The sequence below is a fragment of the Massilia forsythiae genome, assembly GCF_012849555.1.
Lineage (GTDB): Bacteria > Pseudomonadota > Gammaproteobacteria > Burkholderiales > Burkholderiaceae_D > Telluria > Telluria forsythiae.
The window spans coordinates 1,970,301-1,991,142 of record NZ_CP051685.1 but is presented as its reverse complement, the minus strand read 5'-3'; the positions used below and the strand labels follow the sequence as shown (position 1 = coordinate 1,991,142).

Genomic DNA, 20,842 nt, shown 5'->3' with positions numbered 1-20,842 from the left:
CGGCGCGGTGCGGTCGTCCTAGAATCCTTCCAGCACGATCTTGCCCTGCGCCCGCTGCGATTCGAGCAGGGCATGCGCCCGTTTCAGGTTGGCGGCATCGATGCGGCCGAAGCGCTCGTGCGCCGTGCTGCGGATGGTGCCGGCATCGACCAGCTCCGCCACGCGGTTCAGGATCGCATGCTGCTGCGCCATGTCGGCGGTATTGAACAGCGAACGGGTGAACATCAGTTCCCAGTGCAGCGACACCGCTTTCATCTTGAGCTTGCGCACGTCGATCGGCGCCGGATCGTCGATCAGGCCGAAGCGGCCCTGCGGCGCGATCAGTTCGACGATCTGGTCGAAGTGCTGGTCGCTATGGGTCAGGCCGGCCACGTAGGCCGGCGCCGGCAGCTGCGCCCGGGCGAAGGCGTCGGCCAGCGGCAGGGTGTGGTCGATCACGTGGTGGGCGCCGTGCGCCAGCGCCCAATCGCGCGTTTCCGGGCGCGACGCGGTGCCGACCACGGTCAAGCCGGTCAACTGGCGCGCCAATTGCAGCAGGACCGAGCCGACGCCGCCGGCGGCGCCGACCACCAGCAAGACCTGGCCGCGCCCGGCGTCTCCCTGCGGCACCTGCAGGCGGTCGAACAGCAATTCCCAGGCGGTCAGGCTGGTCAGCGGCAGCGCCGCGGCGGCGCCGAAGTCGAGCGCTTGCGGCATGCGCCCGACGATGCGCTCGTCGACCAGCTGCAGTTCGCTGTTGCTGCCCGGCCGCACGATCGAGCCGGCGTACCAGACCCGGTCGCCGGGCCGGAACAGCGTTACGTCGGGGCCGACCGCCTTGACCACGCCGGCCGCATCCCAGCCGAGCACCTTCCAGTCGCCCTCTTGCGGGATGGCGCCGGCGCGCACCTTGGTGTCGACCGGGTTGACCGATACCGCGCGCACCTCGACCAGCAGGTCGCGGCCCTGGGCGCTTGGCTCCGGCAGGGTGATGTCGGCCAGCGCCTGCGGGTGGTCGATGGGAAGATGGGACTGGTAGCCGACGGCTTTCATGGTGTTCCTTGCTGGATAGCGAAAGCGCCCATTCTAGCGCCGCCACGGCGATGCCATCAGCCGACCGCGGGTTCCAGCAGCGTCAGCGTCTGCGCCGCGGTGTCCAGCCGGGCGCGCACGCCCAGCGGCAGCGTGCACTGGTTGCGGATGTGGCCGAACGAATAACCGCTCACCGCCGGCACGTTCAAAGGCTGCAGGTGCAGGTCCAGGGTCTCGTCCAGCGTCAAGGACGGTCCGTCGCCCTGCGGCCCGCAGTTTTCGCACACGCCGACGATGAGCGCCGCCGCCCGCTCGAACCCGCCGGACAGGTCGAGCTGGGTCATCCAGCGGTCGATCCGGTACGGCTCCTCGTTGACTTCCTCGATGAACAGCAGGCTGTCGCGGAAGTCGGCCGCGTACGGCGTACCAGCCAGCGCGCTCAACAGGGACAGGTTGCCGCCGACCAGCGGTCCGGTGGCGACGCCGCCGTGCACCGTGCGGATGGCGTACTGCGGCTCGCTGATGGCGCGGCGCGCGTTTTCCGCGGACATCGGTATCGTGTAGCTCGGGCGCGGCTCGGTCAGCACCGCCAGCAGGTGTTCGGTCGAATAATCCGACGGCGTGCTCGACGCCACCGGACCGTGGAAGCTCACCAGGCCGGCATGGCGCAGGATGGCCAGGTGCAGTGCCGTGATGTCGGAATAGCCCAGCAACACCTTGGGGTGGCGCCGGATCAGCGCGTAATCCAGGTGTTTCAGCAAGGAGATGCAGCCGGAGCCGCCGCGGATCGCCCATATGGCCTTGACTTCCGGATCGCGCAACATGGCGTGCAGGTCGGCGATGCGCGCGGCCACGGTGCCGCCGTAGTTGCCCCAGACTTCGCGCAGGTAATGGCCCGGCCTGGCGCGGAAGCCCAGCGCTTCGATGTGCTGCACCGCCGTCTGGATCGATGCATCGGACGTGTAGCCGCCGGGCGCGACCAGGCCGACCAGGTCGCCGCGGCGCAGGCGTGGGGGTTTGATCAGGGGCGTCATTGAACGGGACAAGTGTCGATGCGCAGGTGGGACCGCCGTGGCGGCGTCCGTAGCGGCCGGCAGCAGCAGCGCGCCCGCCAGCAGGCGGTTGAAGCGGCGGCGATCAAGGTCATGCATGTAGAACGCCCGGTAGTGTCACGTGCAACGGCCCGCCGGCGGGAATCCTTTCCCGTCGACGGGCCGCCGTCAGCCAGCGCGATTCAGCCAAAATACATCAGAAGAACTTGTATTTGACATCGAAACTCAGCGCGCGGCCGCGCGGATCGGCCACGCGCGGGTCCCAGCCGGCGCCCACGACTTCATCCACGTTGTGGGCGGTGAACGGCGGGTCGCGGTCGAACAGGTTCTGGATGCCGACCGTGATCGTGGTGCCCTTGAAGCCGGCATACGTGGTCGACAGGCCGAAGGTGGTATAGCTGGCCACGTGCGGGTTGAAGCCGGCCGGCGGCGTGCTCTTGCCGGCGTCCGGCAACTGGTCCTTGTAGCCGTCGCGGTACAGATTGCTCAGCAGGATGCTCCACGGCCCCTTGCTCACGCTGACGGTGGCATTGTGCTTCCAGCGCAGGTAGATGTCGCGCGTATAGAAATTGCCGACATACTCGACGTAGGGCTGGCCCTCGAATTCGGCGAACTGGTAGCTCTGGGTCCAGGTGCCGTCCAGGGTCGCGTTCCAGCGGTAGCCGCCCGGCAGGCTGCCGCGGCCGCGCAGGCCGACGTCGGCGCCGCGGGTTTTCAGGCCGGCGGCGTTGATCCAGCCGGCGTCGATGTACTCGATCACGCCGGCGGCATCGCGGTGGATGTATTCCGGCAAGGCCGCGGCATTCGCCAGCACGACTTGCGGCGTGCGGTTGAGGATGCGGTCCTTGACGTTGATCGCCCAATAATCGACCGAGGCCGAGAAGTTGGCGCTCGGTTCGATAATGAAACCCAGCGTGCCCTGCTTCGAGGTTTCCGGACGCAGGTTCGGGTTGCCGCCGCTGAAATAATCGAGGCGCTCGATGGCGCAATAGCGCGCGTCGCCCGGATGCGCGGCGCAACCGATCGGATCGGACACGCCGTTCGGCAATTCCTGGTTCAGGCGGCCGGCGTACAACTGGCCGAAGCTCGGCGCCAGGAAACCTTTATTGGCCGAACCGCGCAGCATCAGCCAGCTCGTCGGACGGTAGCTGAAGGCGACCTTCGGGTTGGTGGTGGCGCCGATCAAACTGTAATCGTCGCGGCGGATCGCCAGCTGCAATTCCAGGTCCTTCACGACCGGCACCGCCAGCTCGGCATACACCGCCTTGACGTTGCGGCTGACCCGCTCCTGGTTGGCGTTGCCCGGCGCCAGCAGGATCTGGGTGGCGTCGACGTCCTGGCGGAACTGGTAGCTCTCGCGGCGCAGGTCGGTGCCGATCGCGCCCGAGACGGCGCCGGCCGGCAATTGCCAGATCTCGCCCGAGACCGAGCCGTTCAGCTGGGTCAGCGTGGTCTTGCCGTGCTGCAGGCGGCCATAAAACTTGGTCGATTCCAGCGCATTCATCGCCGCTTGCGTCTGGCCGTCGGCCGGCGCCGCGAACGGATTCACGATGCCGCTGCCCAGCACCGCGTACAGCGGTTTCGTGTAGGCGTAGCCGTCGAGCAGGTCGGTGGTGGTGCGGCTGAAGCTGTGCGACAAGTCGAGGCGGTAATCCCATTTGCCGGCGATGGTGCCCTCTCCGCCCAGCAGCAGGCGCGCGGTGTCCGTGCTGTACTTCTGGGTGCGGTCGCCCAGCGGCCAGGCGCGCCATTTGTACAGGATCGGTTTCGTTGCGTCGAACGTCGGGATATAGGCCGACAGGTTCTGGTAGTAAGCACCACCCACCGGGTAGGCATTGCCGGCCGCCAGCGTGGTCGAGATCTGCGCCGGCGTCAGGATCGCCAGGCTGCTGGTGTGGGCGCCGACGGTCTCGGCATACAGGCGGTTCTGCGGATCGATCTGGAAAGTGCCGCGCGCCACGAAGTTGGTGCGCTCGGTGGGCAGCTGCATCACGTAGTCGCCGCCGTAGTCGTACGAGCAGGAATACGTGGAACGCAGCGGCGAGGTCACGTTCTTCCACAGGCTGGTGGCGTACTGCTGCATGCCGGCCACGCTGTCGCACTTGCCCTGCAGGCTCAGCAAACCGGCCTGCAGATACGTGTTGTTGTCGCCGGGACGCTTGAAACCGGTGCCGAGTGCGCTGCCGGCGCCGGTCAATTGGTTGGCGACCGGGGTGCCGGTGGTATCCGGCGCCAGGCCGCGCAGCGGCTGGTAGCCGTTGGCGAAGTCGCGCTGGTTGGAATTCAACTGGGAATTGTTGTCGTAGCCCAGCGCCGCCATCACGTTGAAGCGGTCGGTGTCGAGGTTGCCCTTGCCGGCCACCAGTTGCAGGCGCCGGGTCGCGCCGCCGCCGTGTTCGGTAAAATTGCCGCTGGCATTCGCCTGCAGCCCTTCGAAGTCGGTTTTCAGGATGAAATTGATGACGCCGCCGACCGCGTCGGTGCCGTAGATCGCCGAGGCGCCATCCTTCAGCACCTCGACGCGCGCGACCGCCGCCAGCGGGATCGTGTTCAGGTCGACCGCCTTGCCCGACAAGCCGTAACCGGCGATGCGGCGGCCGTTGATCAACACCAGCGTGCCGCTCGGTCCCAAGCCGCGCAGCGAGGCGAAGGAACCGCCGCCGCTGACGCGGTCGGCATCGGCGCCGAACACGTTGTTACCGGAGGTCATGTTGTCGGCGCCGGTGCCGTTGGCCGAGATCAGGCGCATCATCTGCTCGGCGTTGGTGATGCCCTGCTTGTCCAGCTGTTCCACGGAAATCGTTTGCACCGGCAACGCGCCTTCGGTGGCGAGGCGCTTGATGCTGCTGCCCGTGATTTCGACGCGCTGCATCGGTTGCGACGCTGGCGCCTGCTGCGCGACGGCCGGAGCCGTGGCGCCGATCAGGGCGATCATATGGACTAGCTTCTTCAACTTCACGCGTCTCTCCTTGGGATGCTTGATGGCGGCTGGGCATGGCAATTTTTCAAAGGTATGCGCTGTCCCTGGCGCCAGCCAATGAAAATTCCGGCGCTGAGTATAACTAGAGGGAATGTTTAGTTGAGGAAAAACTCACCAAAACACTCAGCGGCCCCGTGTCGCCCGTGCTCTTTCTACAACATCGACATCCAGGTAACGCCATTGGGTGAATTCGACCGGGTGGCGCTTGTAGTTTTTTAGCCACGGCTGGCGGATGTCGGCCGACAGTACGTGCGTCAGCGGCACCCACGGGTTGTAGGCGTGGATCAGCTGGTTCATCTCGAAGTACAGCTTCTGGCGCGCCGGACCGTCGGTCAATTGGCGCGCTTGCTCGTAGCGGACGTTGTAAGCGGGCAGGTCGAAGCGCGCATAGTTGGCGCGCCCCGCGTTCGGGCCGTACAGCAACTGGTAAAAATTGTCGCCGTCGGGGAAGTCGGCGATCCAGTTACTCTCGAACATTTGCACGGTCCCCAGGCGCGAGCCCTTGATGATCTCGGTCTTCTTGTCCGATTTGAAGACCACGCGCAGGCCGACCGCATTCAGGCATTTGCGCCATAGCTCGTCGCGCAGGCGCCCGCCGACCGTGGCTTCGCTGCTCATCACCAGCGTCAGCGGCTCGGTCGCGCCGGTCGTCCCGGCACCCTTGGCGGCGGCCGGCGATCCGGCGGCCGGCGACCCGGCGGCCGGCGATCCGGCGGCCGGCATGCCGGCGCGTTTCGGCTGGCGCCGGAACCCGTCCGGGTCGCGCTCGCCGTAGCCGTAGCGGTCCAGCAGCGCGTTGGCCAGCGCCACGTCGTGCGGCACCGGGCTGCGGTAGGCGGCGTCGTAGCCGAGCACGCCGGGCGGCAGCGGCGACTCGGCCTTCATCGCGAAACCCTTCTTCAGCAGGGCGATATCCTCGGCGCTGTCGTAGCTGAGGGAAATGGCGCGGCGCAGCGCGATGCGGTCCTTGCCGTAGCCGCCCAGCACCGGATCGCGCATGTTCATCCACATGTAGTAGGTCTGCAGCACCGGGAAGCGATATAACTGCATGCCGCGCGCCGCCAGGTCCGGCTTCAGCTGGCCGTTGCGGATCACCATCTCGGTCATCGATTCCGGCACCTGCTCCAGGTAATCGTATTCGCCGTTCAGGAAGCCGAGCATGCGGCCCTGGAATTCCTCGGCAATCTTGATGTCGACACGGTCGACGCGCGGCAAGCGTTGCCCCTCGAGCGCGGCGGCGATGGCGCGGTCGCCGGCATCGCCGCTCTGCGCAGTACCGTTGCCGGCATGCGCACCCGCAGGCGTACTGCCTTCGCCGGCGAACGCATCGCTATGGAACACCGCCGTCGACTCCGGATTCGCCAGCAGCACGATGCGGTCGCTGCGCTTCCAGTCGCCCAGCATGAAGGGGCCGGTGCCGACCGGGTGGTTGCCGGCCTGGCCGGGATAGGCCTCGATCACTTCGCGCGCCACCACGGCGCTGGCCGGCGTCGCCAGGTAAAACAGGAAATTGTTGTCGGGCGCGGCCAAGCGGATGCGCAGGGTATGCCGGTCGAGCGCCTGCAGGCCGGGAATCGCCGTGTCGACGTTGAACTTGTCCTTCAGCGCGCCGTCGCCCAGCAATTTACCTTCGAACAGGAACGACCATGGCGATTTCAGCGCCGGGTCGTACAGGCGGGTGATGCTGTAGACGTAATCCTGGGCCGTGACCTCGCGCGTCTGCGCGCGCGGCGAATTCTTGAACGCCGGGTCCGGCGTGAAACGGATGCCGGGACGCAAATGAAACGTGTAGGTCAGGCCATCGGGCGACACCTCGGGCAAGCCGGTCGCCGTGTTGCCCTGCAATTTCACGGGGCGCGCCAGGTAATCGTAGCGCAGCAATGGGTCGAACAGGTTTTCCAGCAGGGATAACGTGGCGATGTCGGACGCCACCGCCGGATCGAGGCCGGTTTCGCTGGTCGACAGGAACATGTGCAAGACCTTGGGCGCCGCTGCCGTTACCGGCGCCGGCACCGCGGCCGGGGCGCTGCCCGGCAGCAGCATCGAAGTGGACTGCAAGGTCAGCAGGGCAGCGGCGGCGAGGGTGCGGAAAGTCGGCATGGCGGGGTCCTGGAAACGTTGCGTATCATAGGCCGAGGGAGGATGCGCAGCAATACGCATAACTTTTATACATAGCCCGGCTGCATTCTTTCATCCTTGCAGCTTGCCGTGCACCTATACTCTGCGCTGGACAATCGAGCGCAGGCACGCACCAGCGCGTTGCCGCCGTCGCAGGTGCCACGCCCCCGATTCTTACCCCCAGGCCGCCGGCCTGAACCGAACGACACGCACATGGCTCTGAATTACATCTGGATCGGCTTTTTCCTGGTTGGTTTTATTGCGGCGCTGGCCCAATGGATCTTCCTGGGCGATACCGAGATCTTCAAGCGCATCATCGACGGCACCTTCGATTCCGCCAAGACCGGCGTGATGGACATCGCCCTGCCCCTGGCCGGCGTGATGACGCTGTGGCTGGGCATCATGAACATCGGCGAAAAGGCCGGCGTCATCGGCTGGCTGGCGAAGGTCATCGCGCCCTTCTTTTCGCGCATCTTCCCGGACGTGCCGAAAGACCATCCGGCCACCGGCCACATGGTGATGAATTTCTCGGCCAACCTGCTCGGCCTGGACAATGCCGCCACGCCCTTCGGCTTGAAGGCGATGGAAAGCCTGCAGACCCTGAATCCGCAGAAAGACACCGCCAGCAATGCGCAAATCATGTTCCTGGTGCTGCACACCTCGGGCCTGACCCTGATTCCGCTGGCGATCATGGCCCAGCGCGCCATCCTGGGCGCCAGGGACCCGTCCGACATCTTCATTCCCTGCATGATCGCGACCTACGTCGCCACCGTCACCGGCATCGTCGCGGTGTCGATCCGCCAGCGCATCAACCTGCTCAACGGCGTGGTGCTGGGCTGGCTGGGCGGCATGACGGCGGCGATCGCGCTGCTGATCTGGTATTTCACCGCTTTTTTGACCAAGCCGGAAATCGAGACCGTTTCCAAGCTGGCCAGCAATTTGCTGCTGTTCTCGATCATCATCGTGTTCATCTTGGGCGCGCTGCGCAAGGGCGTGAACGTGTACGAGACCTTCATCGAAGGCGCCAAGGGCGGCATCCAGACCTCGCTGACCATCATCCCCTACCTGGTCGGCATGCTGGTGGCGATTTCCGTGATCCGCAATTCGGGCGTGCTCGGCTTCGTCGTGAACGGCATGGAATGGGTGTTCATGAAGATGGGCCTGGACACCGCGTTCACCCCGGCGCTGCCGACCGCGCTGATGAAGCCGCTGTCCGGCAGCGGTTCCAAGGCGATGATGATCGACGCCATGAAGACCTACGGCGTGGATTCCTTCGTCGGCCGCCTGGCCTGCATCTTCCAGGGCTCGGCCGACACCACCTTCTATATCGTCGCGCTGTATTTCGGCTCGGTCGGCGTACGCAAGACCCGCTATGCGATTTCCTGCGGCCTGATCGCGGACCTGGCCGGCATCGTCGCGGCGATTGCCGTCGCCTACGTATTCTTCGGCTGAGCGCCACCGGCACAAGCGCGGGGCTGCGTTGCCTTAGCCCTGCCCTGCGGCCCATGCCAGCGGTTCATCGCTAAAAAAAGGAGCAGCATGTTTCGTCCTTTCCCCTCGCTCGCGGCGCTGACCCTGGCCGCGTGGTTGCCGCTGCCGGCGCTGGCCCAGCTGCCCGAACCGGTGGCCGGCGTGCTGCGCAGCACGGCCATTCCCGAGAGCGCGCTGAGCGTGCTAGTGCTGCGCGGCAACGATACCGTGCTGTCGCACCTGGCCGACCGTCCCATGCAGCCGGCCTCCACCATGAAGCTGGTGACGACGCTGGCTGCCCTGGAGCAATTGGGCCCGGTCTTTCGCGGCCGCACCGAACTGCGCACCACGGCGCCGCTGCAGGGCGACGCGCTGCAGGGCGACCTGGTGCTGCGCGGCGGCGCCGACGCGGACTTTTCGACCGAGGCCTTGACCACGATGCTGCGCAGCCTGCGCAACCAGGGCATCCGCCGCATCGAAGGGCGCCTGGTAATCGACCGCCAGCTGTTCAACCCGGCCCGCCTCGACCTCGGTGTCGCACCCTTCGACGAATACCCGGAGGCGTACTACAACGTGATTCCGGACGCCCTGCTGGTCAACAAGAACATGCTGCAGCTCGACCTGCGCGCGGACGGCGGACGCCTGACGCTGGCGATGCAGCCCGAACTGGAAGGCGTGACAGTCGCCTCCGATATGACCCTCACCAATGCCGATTGCGACAAGTGGGAAGACGGCTGGAAGACCCCGGAAGCGCTGCCGCAAGCCGACGGCGGCATCAAGGTCATGTTGCACGGCAGCTTCCCGAAAAATTGCACGGCCAATTACGCGATCAACGTGCTCGACCGCCAGGAATACCTCGACCGCCTGTTCCGCTTCACCTGGAAACGGCTGGGCGGCAGCATCGCCGCCCCCACGGTCGAGGGCGCCACGCCGCCGGAAGCGCGCCTGCTGGCCGAACACGTGGCGCGCGCGCTGCCGGAAGTGGTACGCGACACCAACAAGCCCTCGGACAACGCGCTGGCGCGCACGCTGTTCCTGAGCCTGGGCGCGCTGGCGCCGGACCCGCTGCTGGGCAGCCGGCCGCAGCCGGGCAGCGCAGTGCTGACGCTGGCGCGTACCGACAACGTGATCCGCGCCTGGCTGCGCGCCAAGGGCATCGTTGACACCGGCCTGGTGCTCGAAAACGGTTCCGGCCTGTCGCGCAGCGAGCGCATCACCCCGGTGCAGATGGCCGGCGTGCTGCAGGCCGGGCTGCGCAGCAACTGGGCGCCCGAATTCATGGCCAGCATGCCGATCGTCGCCGTCGACGGCACCATGCGCCGGCGCCTGCCCGGCAGTCCGGCGGCCGGCCGCGCGCGCCTGAAGACCGGCTCGCTCAAGAACGTGGTGGCGCTGGCCGGCTACGTGCCGGATGCCGGCGGCCGGCAATGCGTGCTGGTCGCGATGGTCAACAGCGAACTGGTCAGTAATGGCCGCGGGCGCCTGGTGCTCGATGCGCTGGTCGACTGGGTGGCGCGCCTGGATGGTACACCGCCGGGTTTCCCGCCTCAGCCGGTGCAAGGCGTGCCGGGCCAGTTCGGCGCGCCGTCCCGGATGCCGGCACCGGCGCAGTTGCCGGCCCAGCCGTAAGGATTCGGCAAGACATTCGCTGGGCCACTGCCACGCGCATCTTTCTGGCAGCCGGCTCAGCGGGCAGCACCCGTGGCCGTACTCGCTTGTGGCGCCACGGTCTGCGCTGCGCTGCCTGCCCGGGGGGCCGCTACCGGTGCCGGCGCCGGTACGGCTGGTGCTGAAGGGGTCGCCGCTGACGTTGGTAAGGCTGGGGGTGGCGGTGTCGCCGCTACCGATGGCGCCGGTGCCGCCGGTGCCGGTGCCGGTGCCGCCGCTGCTGCTGCCGGTACCGATGCCGCCGCTGGCGCCGCGGCCGGCTCACCCGGCGCGGCGACCGGATGCGTGACGACCGCCGTGGCCGGGTCCGCCATCCCCGCGGCGGGCGCGGCGGCCACCGGCGCGGCAGGCGCCGCCGACGACGACGAGGCATACAACGGCGCCTTGCCCAGCGGGGCGTTTGGCCCGGATTGCAGCCAGGCGGTGCCTGCCAGGTCGGGCCGGGCCTCGACCAGCGACACGGTGGCGCCGGTGCCCTCGCGGATCGCGCGCACCAGGTCCATCATGGTGGTCTCGGTGAATTTTTCCGGAGTGCCCATCATCATGCCGCCGACCCTGCGGGGCCAGGCCAGCCAGCCGCCCTCGGGCTTGGTGAACACGGCGTACATGTCGAGGTGATAGCCGGTCTTGTACGGGAACAGGCAGGCGACCAGGTTCATGTTGTCGCCGCCGCGCACCTGCGGCGCAGCCTTGGCGGTCCAGGAAGCGCCGTCGCAGCTCGGTCCCTTGTCCACGGGCGTGCCGGGGGGCGCGGAAGCGGCATCGGCCATCCTGAAGCGGCCCGGCTGGTCGGTCACCGGCGCGGCGGCCGGGGTCGCCACCACGGCATCCTTGACGTTGCGGCTGATGCCGGTGCTGGCGGCCCTGACCACCGCGTCGGCGGCGGCAGTGGTCTTGATGTCGAACACGCGGTAGTACTCGACCGTCGTGTCGTGGGCGGCAATCTCGTTGTTCCCGGTACTGCTGCATCCCGCCAGCACGGCCGTGGCCGCAACCATGCCGCCCACGCCGGCCATTATCGAGCTTCTCATGCACACCTCCTCGTGTTGGGGTGGACGGTTACCCGCCCTGCATCGGATGCTGCGATTTTCCGGTTCGGGACGGGGTCGAAACTGAGCTTGCTCAAGCGTGCGGCGGCGGCGTCAGCGTGGCGCGACAGCGGCGCGGACTACGGTCACAACACGCGGCGGAAGGTCTGGCGCACCAGGTTGCGGTCGCCGCAGTCGAAGTGCCACCACTCGGTATTGATGCCGACGAAGCCGGCCTGGAACATGGCGTCGCGCAGCAGCTGGCGGTTGGCGGCCTGGCCCGGGGCGAGTTCGCCGCTGGCCAGGAAGCGCGCTTCCAGCGCCGGGTGCGACAGCGCGCTCATGTCGTCGAAACCGGTGCCCATGTCGAGTTCGCGCCCTTCCTCGTCGAGGATGGTGAGGTCGAGCGCCATGCCGTACGAGTGAATCGAGCCGCGCGCCGGGTCGGCCAGGTACGGCTGCAGGCCGGTGCCGGCCAGCGCATCCCACAATTGCTGCTGCACGCGCTGCGGACGCAGGGCGTCCAGCACCAGCAGGGTGTGGCCGGATCGGTGCGCCGCCAGCCAGGCCACGGCCCGTTCCAGTGCGGCGGCGGCGTCGCGGTGCAGCCAGGCGCAGTCGAACGGCGCATACAGGTCGCGCCCGATGAAATTGTTCGGCGTGGCGTAGCGCAGGTCGACGGCGATGCCGTCGATGCCGGACAGGTGGCGGAAGGCGCCATCGGCGGCGACGTCTTCGCTGGCGATGCCATCCGCGATGGTGCCCGGCGCGCCCGCACTCACCGGCATCCTTCGAGCAGGCCGCGCGCAACGGCGCCGATGCAATTGGCCAGCTCGCGCGCGCCGTGCGACAGCGGCGCGTGGCTGGCGCTCAGCAGGTACAGCTGCACCGGGATCGCCGGCGCCCACGGCCGGCACTGCACCTTGTCCGGCGCGGCCGAGGCCGCCGTGAACGGATCCAGTACGGCGCTGCCGGCGCCGGCCTCGACCAGCGAGCGCGCGATCTGGTAAGTTTGCACCACGGTGTGGAACACCGGATGCACGTCCTGCGCCTCGCACGCCGCCACCACAGTTTCTCCCAGCGGGTCGCCGTCGGCCAGGCCGATCAGCTCGCCGGCGAACTGGCCGCCCAGCTCGGCCGCCGACAGCGGCGTGCGGCACTCCTCCGCGCTCCAGGTGCCGGCCGGCGCCATCACCGTCAATGCGCCCTGCGCGATCGGCTCGGCCTCGATGCCGGGATGGCGCGGGTCTTGCAGCGACAGCGCCAGGTCGGCTTCGCCCAGGCGCAGCGCATTGACGATCTCGGTGGTGTGGAAGGTCGCCAGTTCGCAGCGGGTCTCGGCGAAATCGCGGCGCCACAGCGTCAGCGCCGCCGGCAGCACGCTGATCGCCAGCGTCGGCGTCGATACCAGGCGCACGGTCTCGCCGGCGCGGCTTTTCAGGCTGGCGGCCAGGCGGCGGATGCCTTGCAGGTCGCGGTGCAGCTTTTCGGTTTCCGCGAACAGGCGGTGCGCCTCGGGTTTCGGATACAGTTTTCCGCGCACGCGCTCGAACAAGGGCATGCCCAGCTGCAGTTCGGCGTGCTGCAATACCTTGGTGACCGCCGGCTGGGAAATGTGCAGCACCTGGGCGGCGCCGCTGATGGTGCCGACCTGCATGATGGCGTGGAACACTTCGATATGACGCAGACGCATCGCTGTCCCCCGCTTATTGCTGGATCGGCGCCGCCGGGGTCGCCGGCATGACGGTCGCACCGGTCGGCGGCGTCAGGGGCTGGGTCGGCGGCTGCGGCGGCACCGGCTGCGGCTGCACCTGGCCCGGCAACGGCTGGACCGGTGCCGGCTGCAGCGGCTGGTCATAGCCCGGCGCCGGCGCGGCCGGTTGCCCCGGCTGCACCGGTCCGTAGCCCGGCTGCGGCAGCACCGGCGTGGTGATCACGGGCGGCGGCGCCGGCACCGGCGGCAGCGGACCGGCCGGGTTGGTCAGCGCTTCCAGCAGCGCCGCGGTTTCCACGTCCGGCACGCCGGCGATGTTCGCCGGCCGGTACTTCATCTGGAACGCCGCCAGCACGGTGCGGGTCTGCTCGTCCCACACACCGGACTGCACCAGGCCGTAGCCCCAGGTCGCCAGCTTCTTCTGGTACCAGGCCACCGGCGGCAGCTGCGCCTGGAAGATCGGCACGATGGCGGCCACGCGATTGGCGTCCGGCCAGGTCACCAGGCCGGCGGCGGCCAGCTGGCGCCACGGGAACATCGGGCCCGGGTCCTGCTTGCGCAGCGGCGCGATGTCGGAGTGACCCAGCACGTTTTCCGGGGCGATGTGGTGGCGCGTGACGATGTCGCGCACCAGCGGGATCAGGGCGTCGACCTGCGCCTGGTTGAAGGGTGCGTAGACGCGGCCGTTCGGAGTGTCCTTCCAGCCCGGGTTGACGATCTCGATGCCGATCGAACTGTTGTTCAGCTGGGTGAAATTCTTCCAGCTCGAATTGCCCGCGTGCCAGGCCGCGTTCCTTTCGTCGACCAGGTTGTAGATGGTCGGCACCGGATCGTCGGTGACCAGGTAATGCGCGCTGACCTCTTGCTGGGTCAGGATCTTGATGGAATTGGCGCGGTCGCTGACGGTGTAGTGCAGCACCACGAAGCGGGCGCGGCTGGCCTGTCCCTTGGCGGTATAGGTGTGATCGTATTGCGGTCCGGACGGCGGCGTGGCGCAACCGGCCAGCAGGGCGATGAGCAGGGTGGCGGCGAGGGTCTTCATGGCTTGTCGGTGTTCTTGTTAAAGGGGATGGCCGCCATGCGCGCGGCCGCGTGGTGGGCGGCGCCGGCGGCGCGGGACAGCGTGATGGCGGGCGCCAGCATGGCGCGCATGGCGGCGAAGATGGCCGGATGCAGGCCGGCGGCGCGGCCGGACACGGCCACCGGACGCACGCCGAAGCGGCCGGCCAGGGCGTGCGCCAGGCGCGCCAGTTCGCGCCCGGCGCCGTCCAGGATGGCCAGCGCCGCCGGATCGCGTTCGGCGCTGGCGGCCACGGCGAGGGCCAGCTTGCCGACCGCGCCGCGCTCCTGGCCATAGATGAACTGGCGAGAACAGGCCCAGTCGGCGCCGCCGACGTGGTCGAACACCGCCTGCGCCATCGGCGAGGCGCGCCAGGCGCCGGGGCGCTCGTCCTCGTTGCGCCAGATGGTGCGCAGCGCCTCGCGCGCGATCCAGAAGCCGCCGCCGCCGTCGTCCAGCACCACGCCGCGGCCGCCGGCGCGCTGGAAGTGTCCTTCGGCATCGATGAAGGCGCCGATCGAGCCGGTGCCGGCGTACACCAGGTAGCCCTCGCCGGGCGCGAAGGCGGCGCGGTAGGCGATTTCCATGTCGCTGCAAAAGTGGATCGCCTGCGGCGCCAGGTGCAGCGGTTCGGCCAGCCAGCGCTGCAGCAGGTCGGCGTCGCCGCTGACAGCGCTCGCGCCGTTGGCTCCGCTCGCGTCGGCGACTCCGCCCGAACCGGTGAATCCGGTCAGGCCGGCGCACACGCGTACAGGCGCGCCGTGCCGCAGCACCGCCGCCGCCAGTTCGCCGAAGCGGGCGCGCAAGGCCTCACGGCCAGGTTCGCTCTGCATCTGCAGCGCCGACAGGCCGGGCATGGCGCCCTCGGCAAGGATCTGCCCGGCAGGCGCGGCCAGCGCCCAGCGGGTTGCGGTGCCGCCGGCGTCGATGCCGAGACCCAATCCACTGCCGAGTCCCGGCATGGGAGCTGGCTCAGGCATGGAAGCAGGGGCGAATGCGGAAGGCGGATACATCATGGTCGATCCGAAGTGTACGCCGTCCAGGCCGGCGCATGCGAATGAATGCTGATGCCATGCGCATGACTAAATGTTATGCGGGTCGGCGCGACCGGAGCGCAGGCCGCTGGCGGCAGCCGGGCAAACCGGCCATCAAGCGCCGCGCTTCCAGGCCTGCACGCGCGCGCTCTCGTTGCCCAGGCGGTCGACGGCGCTGACGTAGACCGCGTCCGCGCTGCCCAGCTTGACGTCGTCCGGCACCGTCCAGTCCACGCGCGAGGCCGGCGCCACCGCGAAGCGCCACTGGCCGCCGTAGCGCGACCAGATCGCATAGGTCGCGTTGGCCGGGCCGGCCGCCAGCTTCAGCACCACGCCGTTGCCGCGCCGGCTGGCCAGCACGGTCGGGATGCCGGGCGCCGCGTTGCCCAGCCACGGCGTGGCCGGCACCAGCGCCGGCGACAGGTACAAGGCGCTGCGCAGCTGGTCGCTGATGCCCTTGCGGTTCTGCATCAGCGCGACCATGCTGAAGTGCACGTGGCCGCGCGCGTTCGGGCGCGTGCGCGTGACCTCGATCTGTTCGATGATCTCGGCCGGGGCATATTCCTTGCTGGGCGCGCCGATGCGGCTGGTAAACAGCCCCGGCCAGATGTGGCGGCCCTGCACGTTCTGCGTCACCCAGTAGTCCAGCAGCACCGGGTAGGCCTGCGCCGGCTGGCGGATCGGCCAGTACAGCTGCGGCGACAGGTAATCCAGCCAGCCGTTCTGCAGCCAGGTCTCGGCGTCCGCGTACAGCTTGTCGTACTGCGAAAAACCGTTGATGCCGCGCGGGCGGCGGTCCGGACGGCCGATGCCGAACGGGCTGATGCCGAAGCGCACCCAGCTCTTTTCGCGGTGGATGCCCTCGTACAGCGCCTCGATCAATTTATTGACGTTCTGGCGGCGCCAGGACGGGCGGTCCAGCCGTCCGCCGCCCGCCACGTAGCGCTGCCAGGACGGACCGTCGGGGAAATCGAGTTCGCCCTTGCCCGCCTTGCCGTCCAGCGCCGCGGTCTCGGCGCCGCCCGCGGCCGGGTTATCGATCGGGTACGGATAAAAATAATCGTCGATGTGGATGCCGTCGACGTCGTAGCGGCGCACCACGTCCAGCACCACGTCCAGGGTCTGCTTCGCCGCGGCCTCTTCGCCCGGGTCCATCCACAGGAACTTGCCGTAGCTTTTGACCACGGCCGGATTGGTGCGCGTGATGTGGTTGGGCGCCACCGTCGAGCGGGCACCGGTCTGGCGCGCGCGGTAGGGGTTGAACCAGGCGTGCAGTTCCAGTCCGCGCGCGTGCGCCTGCGTGATCCAGAATTTCAGCGGGTCGTACCACGGCTGCGGCGCCTGCCCCTGCACCCCGGTCAGGTATTCCGACCACGGTTCGATGGTCGAGGCATAGATGGCGTCGGCCGCCGGGCGCACCTGCAGCACGATCGCGTTCAAGTTCAGCGCCTTGGCGCGGTCGAGGATGGCGACCGCCTCGGCCTGCTGCTGGGCCGCGTTCAGGTTCGGCTTGCTCGGCCAGTCGATGTTGGCCACCGTCGAGACCCACACCGCGCGGAATTCGCGCGGCGCCGGCGGCGGCAAATCGGCGCCGGCCGCCGGCAGCACGCCCGGCTGGGACGTGGTACAGGCCGAAAACAGGCCACTCGCCGCCAAGGCCCCGGCGACTCCCGCAAGCGCGAACGCGCGTCGTTGTTGATCAGGTTGCAAAACCACTCCGCTTCATCATCCGTGTCTCCATTGCACCGGCGCCGCCCCGACCGATCATCCGATCCGGAGCAAGCTTCCGCCGGGATGCATTGTACCCAGCAGTGGCACCGGCGCGGCGCGGCCGAGCGCGCGTGGGCGTCGACGCGGCGCGCACCGGCCGCGGCAAGGCGGCTATTTCTTGCCGAATTCCGGATCGATCTTCACCAGCGCCGCCATCACGAAGGCGGGAACGGTGGCCAGGCAGGTCCAGATGAAGAAGTGCCGGTAGCCCAGCATTTCCTGGAGCTTGCCGCTCCACATGCCCGGCACCATCATGCCCAGCGCCATCAGGCCGGTGCACAACGCATAGTGCGCGGTTTTATACGGGCCGTCGGCCACCATGATCATGTACAGCAGCATCGCGGTGAAGCCGAAGCCGTAGCCGAACTGCTCGACGGCGAGGAAACCGGAAATGACGGCCAGGTTCTGCGGCTGCGCCGACGACAGGTAGACGAACACCAGGTCGGGCAGGTGCACCGCGAACACCATCAGCCACAGGCAGCGCTTCAGGCCCAGGCGCGAGATCAGCCAGCCGCCGAACAGGCCGCCGCCAGTCAGGGCAATGATGCCGATGGTACCGTAGGCGGTGCCGTACTGCGCGTTGGACAGGCCGAGCCCGCCCTGCGCCACCGGGTCCTTGAGGAAGGGCGCGACCAGTTTCAGCAACTGCGCCTCGCCCAGGCGGAAGGTCAATATGAAACCCAGGATCAGCCAGATGTCGCGCTTGCGGAAGAAGCTGGCGAAGGTGGCGATGAAGGCGGCCAGCGGACTGGCGGATGCCGGCGCGCCGGCGGCGGTCGCGTTGCCGTGCATCGGCGTGGCGATGCCGGCCGGCGACCCGGCATGGCCGGCACCGGAGAAGCCATCCGCGCCATGATCCGCCTCCGGCCGCGGCAGCAGCGCCTGGTGCCAGGCGAACAGCCCGAGGAACAGCGCCGACAACAGGAAGAACACGATGGCCCAGGCCTGGCGCACGTCGCCCAGCGAGCTGGCCAGATAGCCGGTCAGGATCACCAGCGGCCCCTGCGCCGCCAGCGTGGCCAGGCGGTAGAAGGTCGAGCGCACGCCGACGAAGGCGGCCTGCTGCTGCTGGCGCAGGCCGAGCATGTAAAAGCCGTCGGCGGCGATGTCGTGGGTAGCCGAGGCGAACGCCATCAGCCACATCACGCCCAAACTGACCATGAAGTAGGCGGGCAGGTGCAGCGTCGCCCCGACCGCGCCCAGCGACGCCGCCAGCGCCAGTTGCAACAGCACGGTCCAACCGCGCTTGGTGCCGCTGAGGTCGACCAGCGGCGACCACAGCGGCTTGATCACCCAGGGCAGGTACAACAGGCTTGTATAAAAGGCGATGTCGGCGTTGGACACGCCCATGTCCTTGTACATGATGACGGACAGGTTGTTGGCCACGATGTACGGAATGGCCTGGCCGAAGTACAACGAGGGTACCCACAGCCACGGGTTCTTTGCTTGCGATGTTTGCATTCACTCTTTCGTGGTCGGGCAGGCGCCCCCTGCCGGGACGCGGTCATGTGCCGCGCCGGCGCCGTTCAGGCGCCCAGCGCCTGGCGCACGCTGCCGTGCGCCGTTTCCAGCAGGGCGCGCGCCTGCTCGACCGGGATGTTCCTGGACAAGGCCACGATCGCGACCTTGACGTGGAAGCCGCACTGTTCCAGCACGGCGCGCGCATCGGCTTCCTCGGCACCCGTGGCGAAGACCGTCAGGCGCACCGCACGCCGCACCAGCTTGGCGTTGGTCGCTTTCAAGTCTACCATCAGGTTGCCATAAACCTTGTTCAAACGCACCATCAAGGCACTCGAAAACGTGTTCAAGGCAATTTTCTGCGAGGTGCCGGCTTTCAGGCGGGTGCTGCCCGAGATCGCTTCCGCGCCGGTATCGAGGACGATGCCGATATCGGCTTCCTGCGCCACCGGCGCGCCCGGATTGTTGGCGAAGCCGACCGTCAGCGCGCCGGCGGCGCGCGCCGCGCGCAGCGCGCCCAGCACGTAGGGGGTGGCGCCGGACGCGGCCACCAGCAGCACCACGTCGTTCGCTTCCACCCGCGCGCCGGCGATGTCGGCCGCGCCCTGCGCGACGTCGTCCTCGGCCCCCTCGACCGCCACGAACATGGCGCCGCTGCCGCCGGCCAGCAGCGCCACGGCCCGCTCATGCGGCCAGGAAAAGGTGGGATACAGTTCGACGCTGTCGAGCACGCCCAGGCGGCCCGATGTGCCTGCCCCCACGTACACCAGGCGCCCGCCGGCCTGCATGCGCGGCAAGGCCGCCGCCACCGCGGCGCCGATGGCGGGTGCCGCGGCGCGCACCGCCTCGACCGCCTTGAACTGGTCGTCCACCAGCACGTTCACCAGCTCGGCGGTGGGATATTGGTCGAGGGACGCGTGTTGTGTGGCTGGGGTCTCGGTATTCAGCATCGCGGTGGGGATGGGTGCGCAGGTGTCGATGGCATCAGTGTAATGCCGATGCCGGCCAGCTTCCCATGAAAGGAGCGGATGCCGGCATTCCGAAAAGTTATGTCAATACCTGCCATCCCGTGCGATCCATCGCGGCGCCTGACATGAACACCGGTTATGCCTGCCCGCCCTACATTCATTGGCCGGGCGCGATGCCAGCCCATAAGCTGCGCATCATGTCCCTCTTCCATAGTGTGCCCTGATGCAACAAGTGATCGTGATCGGCGGCGGCGTCGTCGGCCTGGCCTCGGCCTGGTGGCTGCTCGAGGCCGGCTACCGGGTCACGCTGCTCGAACGCGCAGCGCAGGTGGGCAGCGGCACCAGCTACGGCAACGGCGGCCAGCTGAGCTACCGCTACGTGGCGCCGCTGGCGGATGCCGGGGTGCCGCTGAAGGCGCTGCGCTGGCTGTTCCAGGAACACGGCCCCTTGCGCTTCAAGCCGCAGTTCGACGCCCAGCAATGGCGCTGGCTGGCCGCCTTTCTCGCCCGTTGCCGCGCCGACGCCAACCGCGCAACGACAGCCAAGCTGCTGGAACTGGGAGAATTGTCGCGCCAGGGCATGGCGCAGCTGGACGGCATCGTGTCGCCGGACGAGTTCGACTGGCGCGATGCCGGCAAGCTGGTGGTCTACCGCACGCCCGCCGCCTTTGCCGCCGCCGCCGCCAAGGCCGGCGCCGGCGAGGTCTGGAGCGCCGCCGAGTGCGCGGCGCGCGAACCGGCGCTGGCCGCGGTGCAACATGAACTGGCCGGCGGCATCTACAACGGCGGCGAGGCGGTGGCCGATTGCCATGCGTTCTGCGTGGCACTGGCCGCGCGCATCCGTCATCATCCGCGCTTCCTCGGCTTCGTGCATGCCGACGTGCAGCGCATCGTCACGGGTCTTCGCCCCGGCACGGTCAGCGAACTGGCCACCAGTGCCGGCCCGATCGCCGCCGACGCCTACGTGCTGGCCGCCGGCATGCGCAGCCGCGCGCTGGCGCTGGACGCCGGCATCGACCTGCCGCTGTATCCACTGAAAGGCTACAGCCTGACGGCGCCGATCCGGCGCGATGACGTCGCCCCCGCCATCAGCGTCACCGATTTCGAACGCAAGGTGCTGTACGCGCGCATCGGGAATAAATTGCGGGTGGCGGCCATGGTCGACCTGGTGGGCAACGACCTGCGCCTGGACGCGCGCCGCCTGGCCGGCCTGACCCGGCAAGTGCGCGCCACCATGCCGCGCGCCGCCGACTACGGCGACATCACGCCCTGGGCCGGCCTGCGCCCCGCCACCCCGAGCAGCGCCCCGATCGTCGGCGCCACGCCGTATGACAACCTGTGGCTGAACGTCGGCCACGGACCGCTCGGTTTCACGTTTGCCTGCGGCACCGCGCGCCTGGTGGCCGACCTGATGCAGGGCAAGGCACCGTCATTCTCCCTCGATGGCTTGACCCTGCGCTAACGCAAACCGGGGTCAGAGCCCGATTTTTGGAAATTTCCCATTTTATTTG

Annotated in this window: 15 protein-coding genes; 3 read left to right on the top strand and 12 right to left on the bottom strand. The window is 68.4% G+C overall.

All coding sequences use genetic code 11. The annotated features are described in order from the left end of the window. Positions 1-18 precede the first annotated feature (18 nt). From HH212_RS08640 to HH212_RS08625, 4 genes are all read right to left on the bottom strand, one after another. Entirely contained in the window at positions 19-1,032 is a 1,014-nt protein-coding gene (locus tag HH212_RS08640) for a zinc-binding alcohol dehydrogenase family protein (RefSeq protein ID WP_170202120.1), read from the bottom strand. 56 nt (positions 1,033-1,088) lie between these two features. Next, the gene (locus HH212_RS08635) at positions 1,089-2,162 is read right to left on the bottom strand and encodes a S66 peptidase family protein (RefSeq protein WP_170202119.1); all 1,074 of its coding nucleotides are present in this window, start codon (positions 2,160-2,162) and stop codon (positions 1,089-1,091) included. 97 nt (positions 2,163-2,259) lie between these two features. After that, positions 2,260-5,022 (bottom strand): TonB-dependent receptor, encoded by a 2,763-nt coding sequence (locus HH212_RS08630; protein WP_229217636.1) that lies wholly within the window; start codon positions 5,020-5,022, stop codon positions 2,260-2,262. A 144-nt stretch (positions 5,023-5,166) separates the two neighbouring features. Then, positions 5,167-7,143 carry an ABC transporter substrate-binding protein gene (locus HH212_RS08625; protein WP_170202118.1) on the bottom strand — a complete coding sequence of 659 codons (1,977 nt, stop codon included), beginning with the start codon at positions 7,141-7,143 and terminating at the stop codon, positions 5,167-5,169. Positions 7,144-7,374: 231 nt separating this feature from the next. On the opposite strand from HH212_RS08625, the gene HH212_RS08620 reads away from it, so the two are divergent. Continuing rightward, complete coding sequence (locus tag HH212_RS08620; RefSeq protein WP_170202117.1) at positions 7,375-8,613, top strand: spore maturation protein; 1,239 nt, start codon at positions 7,375-7,377, stop codon at positions 8,611-8,613. A gap of 87 nt (positions 8,614-8,700) precedes the next feature. Continuing rightward, positions 8,701-10,260: a D-alanyl-D-alanine carboxypeptidase/D-alanyl-D-alanine endopeptidase gene (gene dacB, locus HH212_RS08615; RefSeq protein ID WP_170202116.1), complete on the top strand. Its 1,560-nt coding sequence runs from the start codon at positions 8,701-8,703 to the stop codon at positions 10,258-10,260. Between the two features lie 56 nt (positions 10,261-10,316). Here dacB and HH212_RS27070 read toward each other — a convergent pair whose 3' ends face one another. The 8 genes from HH212_RS27070 to HH212_RS08575 all read right to left on the bottom strand — a co-directional run bounded on the left by HH212_RS27070 (position 10,317) and on the right by HH212_RS08575 (position 19,313). Beyond that, a complete protein-coding gene (locus HH212_RS27070; protein ID WP_211172475.1) occupies positions 10,317-11,330 on the bottom strand; it encodes a hypothetical protein in 1,014 nt (337 codons plus the stop codon). A 143-nt stretch (positions 11,331-11,473) separates the two neighbouring features. Then, positions 11,474-12,109, bottom strand: a complete 636-nt coding sequence (locus HH212_RS08605; RefSeq protein ID WP_229217635.1) for a M15 family metallopeptidase — start codon at positions 12,107-12,109, stop codon at positions 11,474-11,476. After that, positions 12,106-13,020, bottom strand: a complete 915-nt coding sequence (locus HH212_RS08600; RefSeq protein ID WP_170202114.1) for a LysR family transcriptional regulator — start codon at positions 13,018-13,020, stop codon at positions 12,106-12,108. Before HH212_RS08600 ends, HH212_RS08605 begins: the two co-directional genes overlap by 4 nt. A gap of 13 nt (positions 13,021-13,033) precedes the next feature. Then, entirely contained in the window at positions 13,034-14,083 is a 1,050-nt protein-coding gene (locus HH212_RS08595) for an N-acetylmuramoyl-L-alanine amidase (RefSeq protein ID WP_170202113.1), read from the bottom strand. Then, on the bottom strand, positions 14,080-15,063 hold the full coding sequence (locus HH212_RS08590; protein ID WP_170202112.1) for an N-acetylglucosamine kinase: 984 nt from the start codon (positions 15,061-15,063) through the stop codon (positions 14,080-14,082). The genes HH212_RS08595 and HH212_RS08590 overlap by 4 nt, the downstream gene beginning before the upstream one ends. 186 nt (positions 15,064-15,249) lie before the next feature. Next, positions 15,250-16,791, bottom strand: a complete 1,542-nt coding sequence (locus HH212_RS08585; protein WP_229217634.1) for a glycoside hydrolase family 10-like protein — start codon at positions 16,789-16,791, stop codon at positions 15,250-15,252. Positions 16,792-17,016: 225 nt separating this feature from the next. Next, positions 17,017-18,366 (bottom strand): MFS transporter, encoded by a 1,350-nt coding sequence (locus HH212_RS08580; RefSeq protein ID WP_170202110.1) that lies wholly within the window; start codon positions 18,364-18,366, stop codon positions 17,017-17,019. A 65-nt stretch (positions 18,367-18,431) separates the two neighbouring features. After that, entirely contained in the window at positions 18,432-19,313 is an 882-nt protein-coding gene (locus HH212_RS08575) for an N-acetylmuramic acid 6-phosphate etherase (protein WP_170202109.1), read from the bottom strand. 241 nt (positions 19,314-19,554) lie between these two features. On the opposite strand from HH212_RS08575, the gene HH212_RS08570 reads away from it, so the two are divergent. After that, entirely contained in the window at positions 19,555-20,793 is a 1,239-nt protein-coding gene (locus tag HH212_RS08570; protein WP_211172474.1) for a D-amino acid dehydrogenase, read from the top strand. Positions 20,794-20,842: the final 49 nt, after the last annotated feature.

Excerpts from the sequence above, each read along its gene's own strand:
- HH212_RS08595 (WP_170202113.1), bottom strand. The coding sequence starts at position 14,083 with ATGAAGACCCTCGCCGCCACCCTGCTCATCGCCCTGCTGGCCGGTTGC.
- HH212_RS08625 (WP_170202118.1), bottom strand. The coding sequence starts at position 7,143 with ATGCCGACTTTCCGCACCCTCGCCGCCGCTGCCCTGCTGACCTTGCAG.
- HH212_RS08640 (WP_170202120.1), bottom strand. The coding sequence starts at position 1,032 with ATGAAAGCCGTCGGCTACCAGTCCCATCTTCCCATCGACCACCCGCAG.
- dacB (WP_170202116.1), top strand. The coding sequence starts at position 8,701 with ATGTTTCGTCCTTTCCCCTCGCTCGCGGCGCTGACCCTGGCCGCGTGG.
- HH212_RS08635 (WP_170202119.1), bottom strand. The coding sequence starts at position 2,162 with ATGCATGACCTTGATCGCCGCCGCTTCAACCGCCTGCTGGCGGGCGCG.
- HH212_RS27070 (WP_211172475.1), bottom strand. The coding sequence starts at position 11,330 with ATGAGAAGCTCGATAATGGCCGGCGTGGGCGGCATGGTTGCGGCCACG.
- HH212_RS08600 (WP_170202114.1), bottom strand. The coding sequence starts at position 13,020 with ATGCGTCTGCGTCATATCGAAGTGTTCCACGCCATCATGCAGGTCGGC.
- HH212_RS08580 (WP_170202110.1), bottom strand. The coding sequence starts at position 18,366 with ATGCAAACATCGCAAGCAAAGAACCCGTGGCTGTGGGTACCCTCGTTG.
- HH212_RS08620 (WP_170202117.1), top strand. The coding sequence starts at position 7,375 with ATGGCTCTGAATTACATCTGGATCGGCTTTTTCCTGGTTGGTTTTATT.
- HH212_RS08575 (WP_170202109.1), bottom strand. The coding sequence starts at position 19,313 with ATGCTGAATACCGAGACCCCAGCCACACAACACGCGTCCCTCGACCAA.
- HH212_RS08590 (WP_170202112.1), bottom strand. The coding sequence starts at position 15,063 with ATGCCGGGACTCGGCAGTGGATTGGGTCTCGGCATCGACGCCGGCGGC.
- HH212_RS08570 (WP_211172474.1), top strand. The coding sequence starts at position 19,555 with ATGCAACAAGTGATCGTGATCGGCGGCGGCGTCGTCGGCCTGGCCTCG.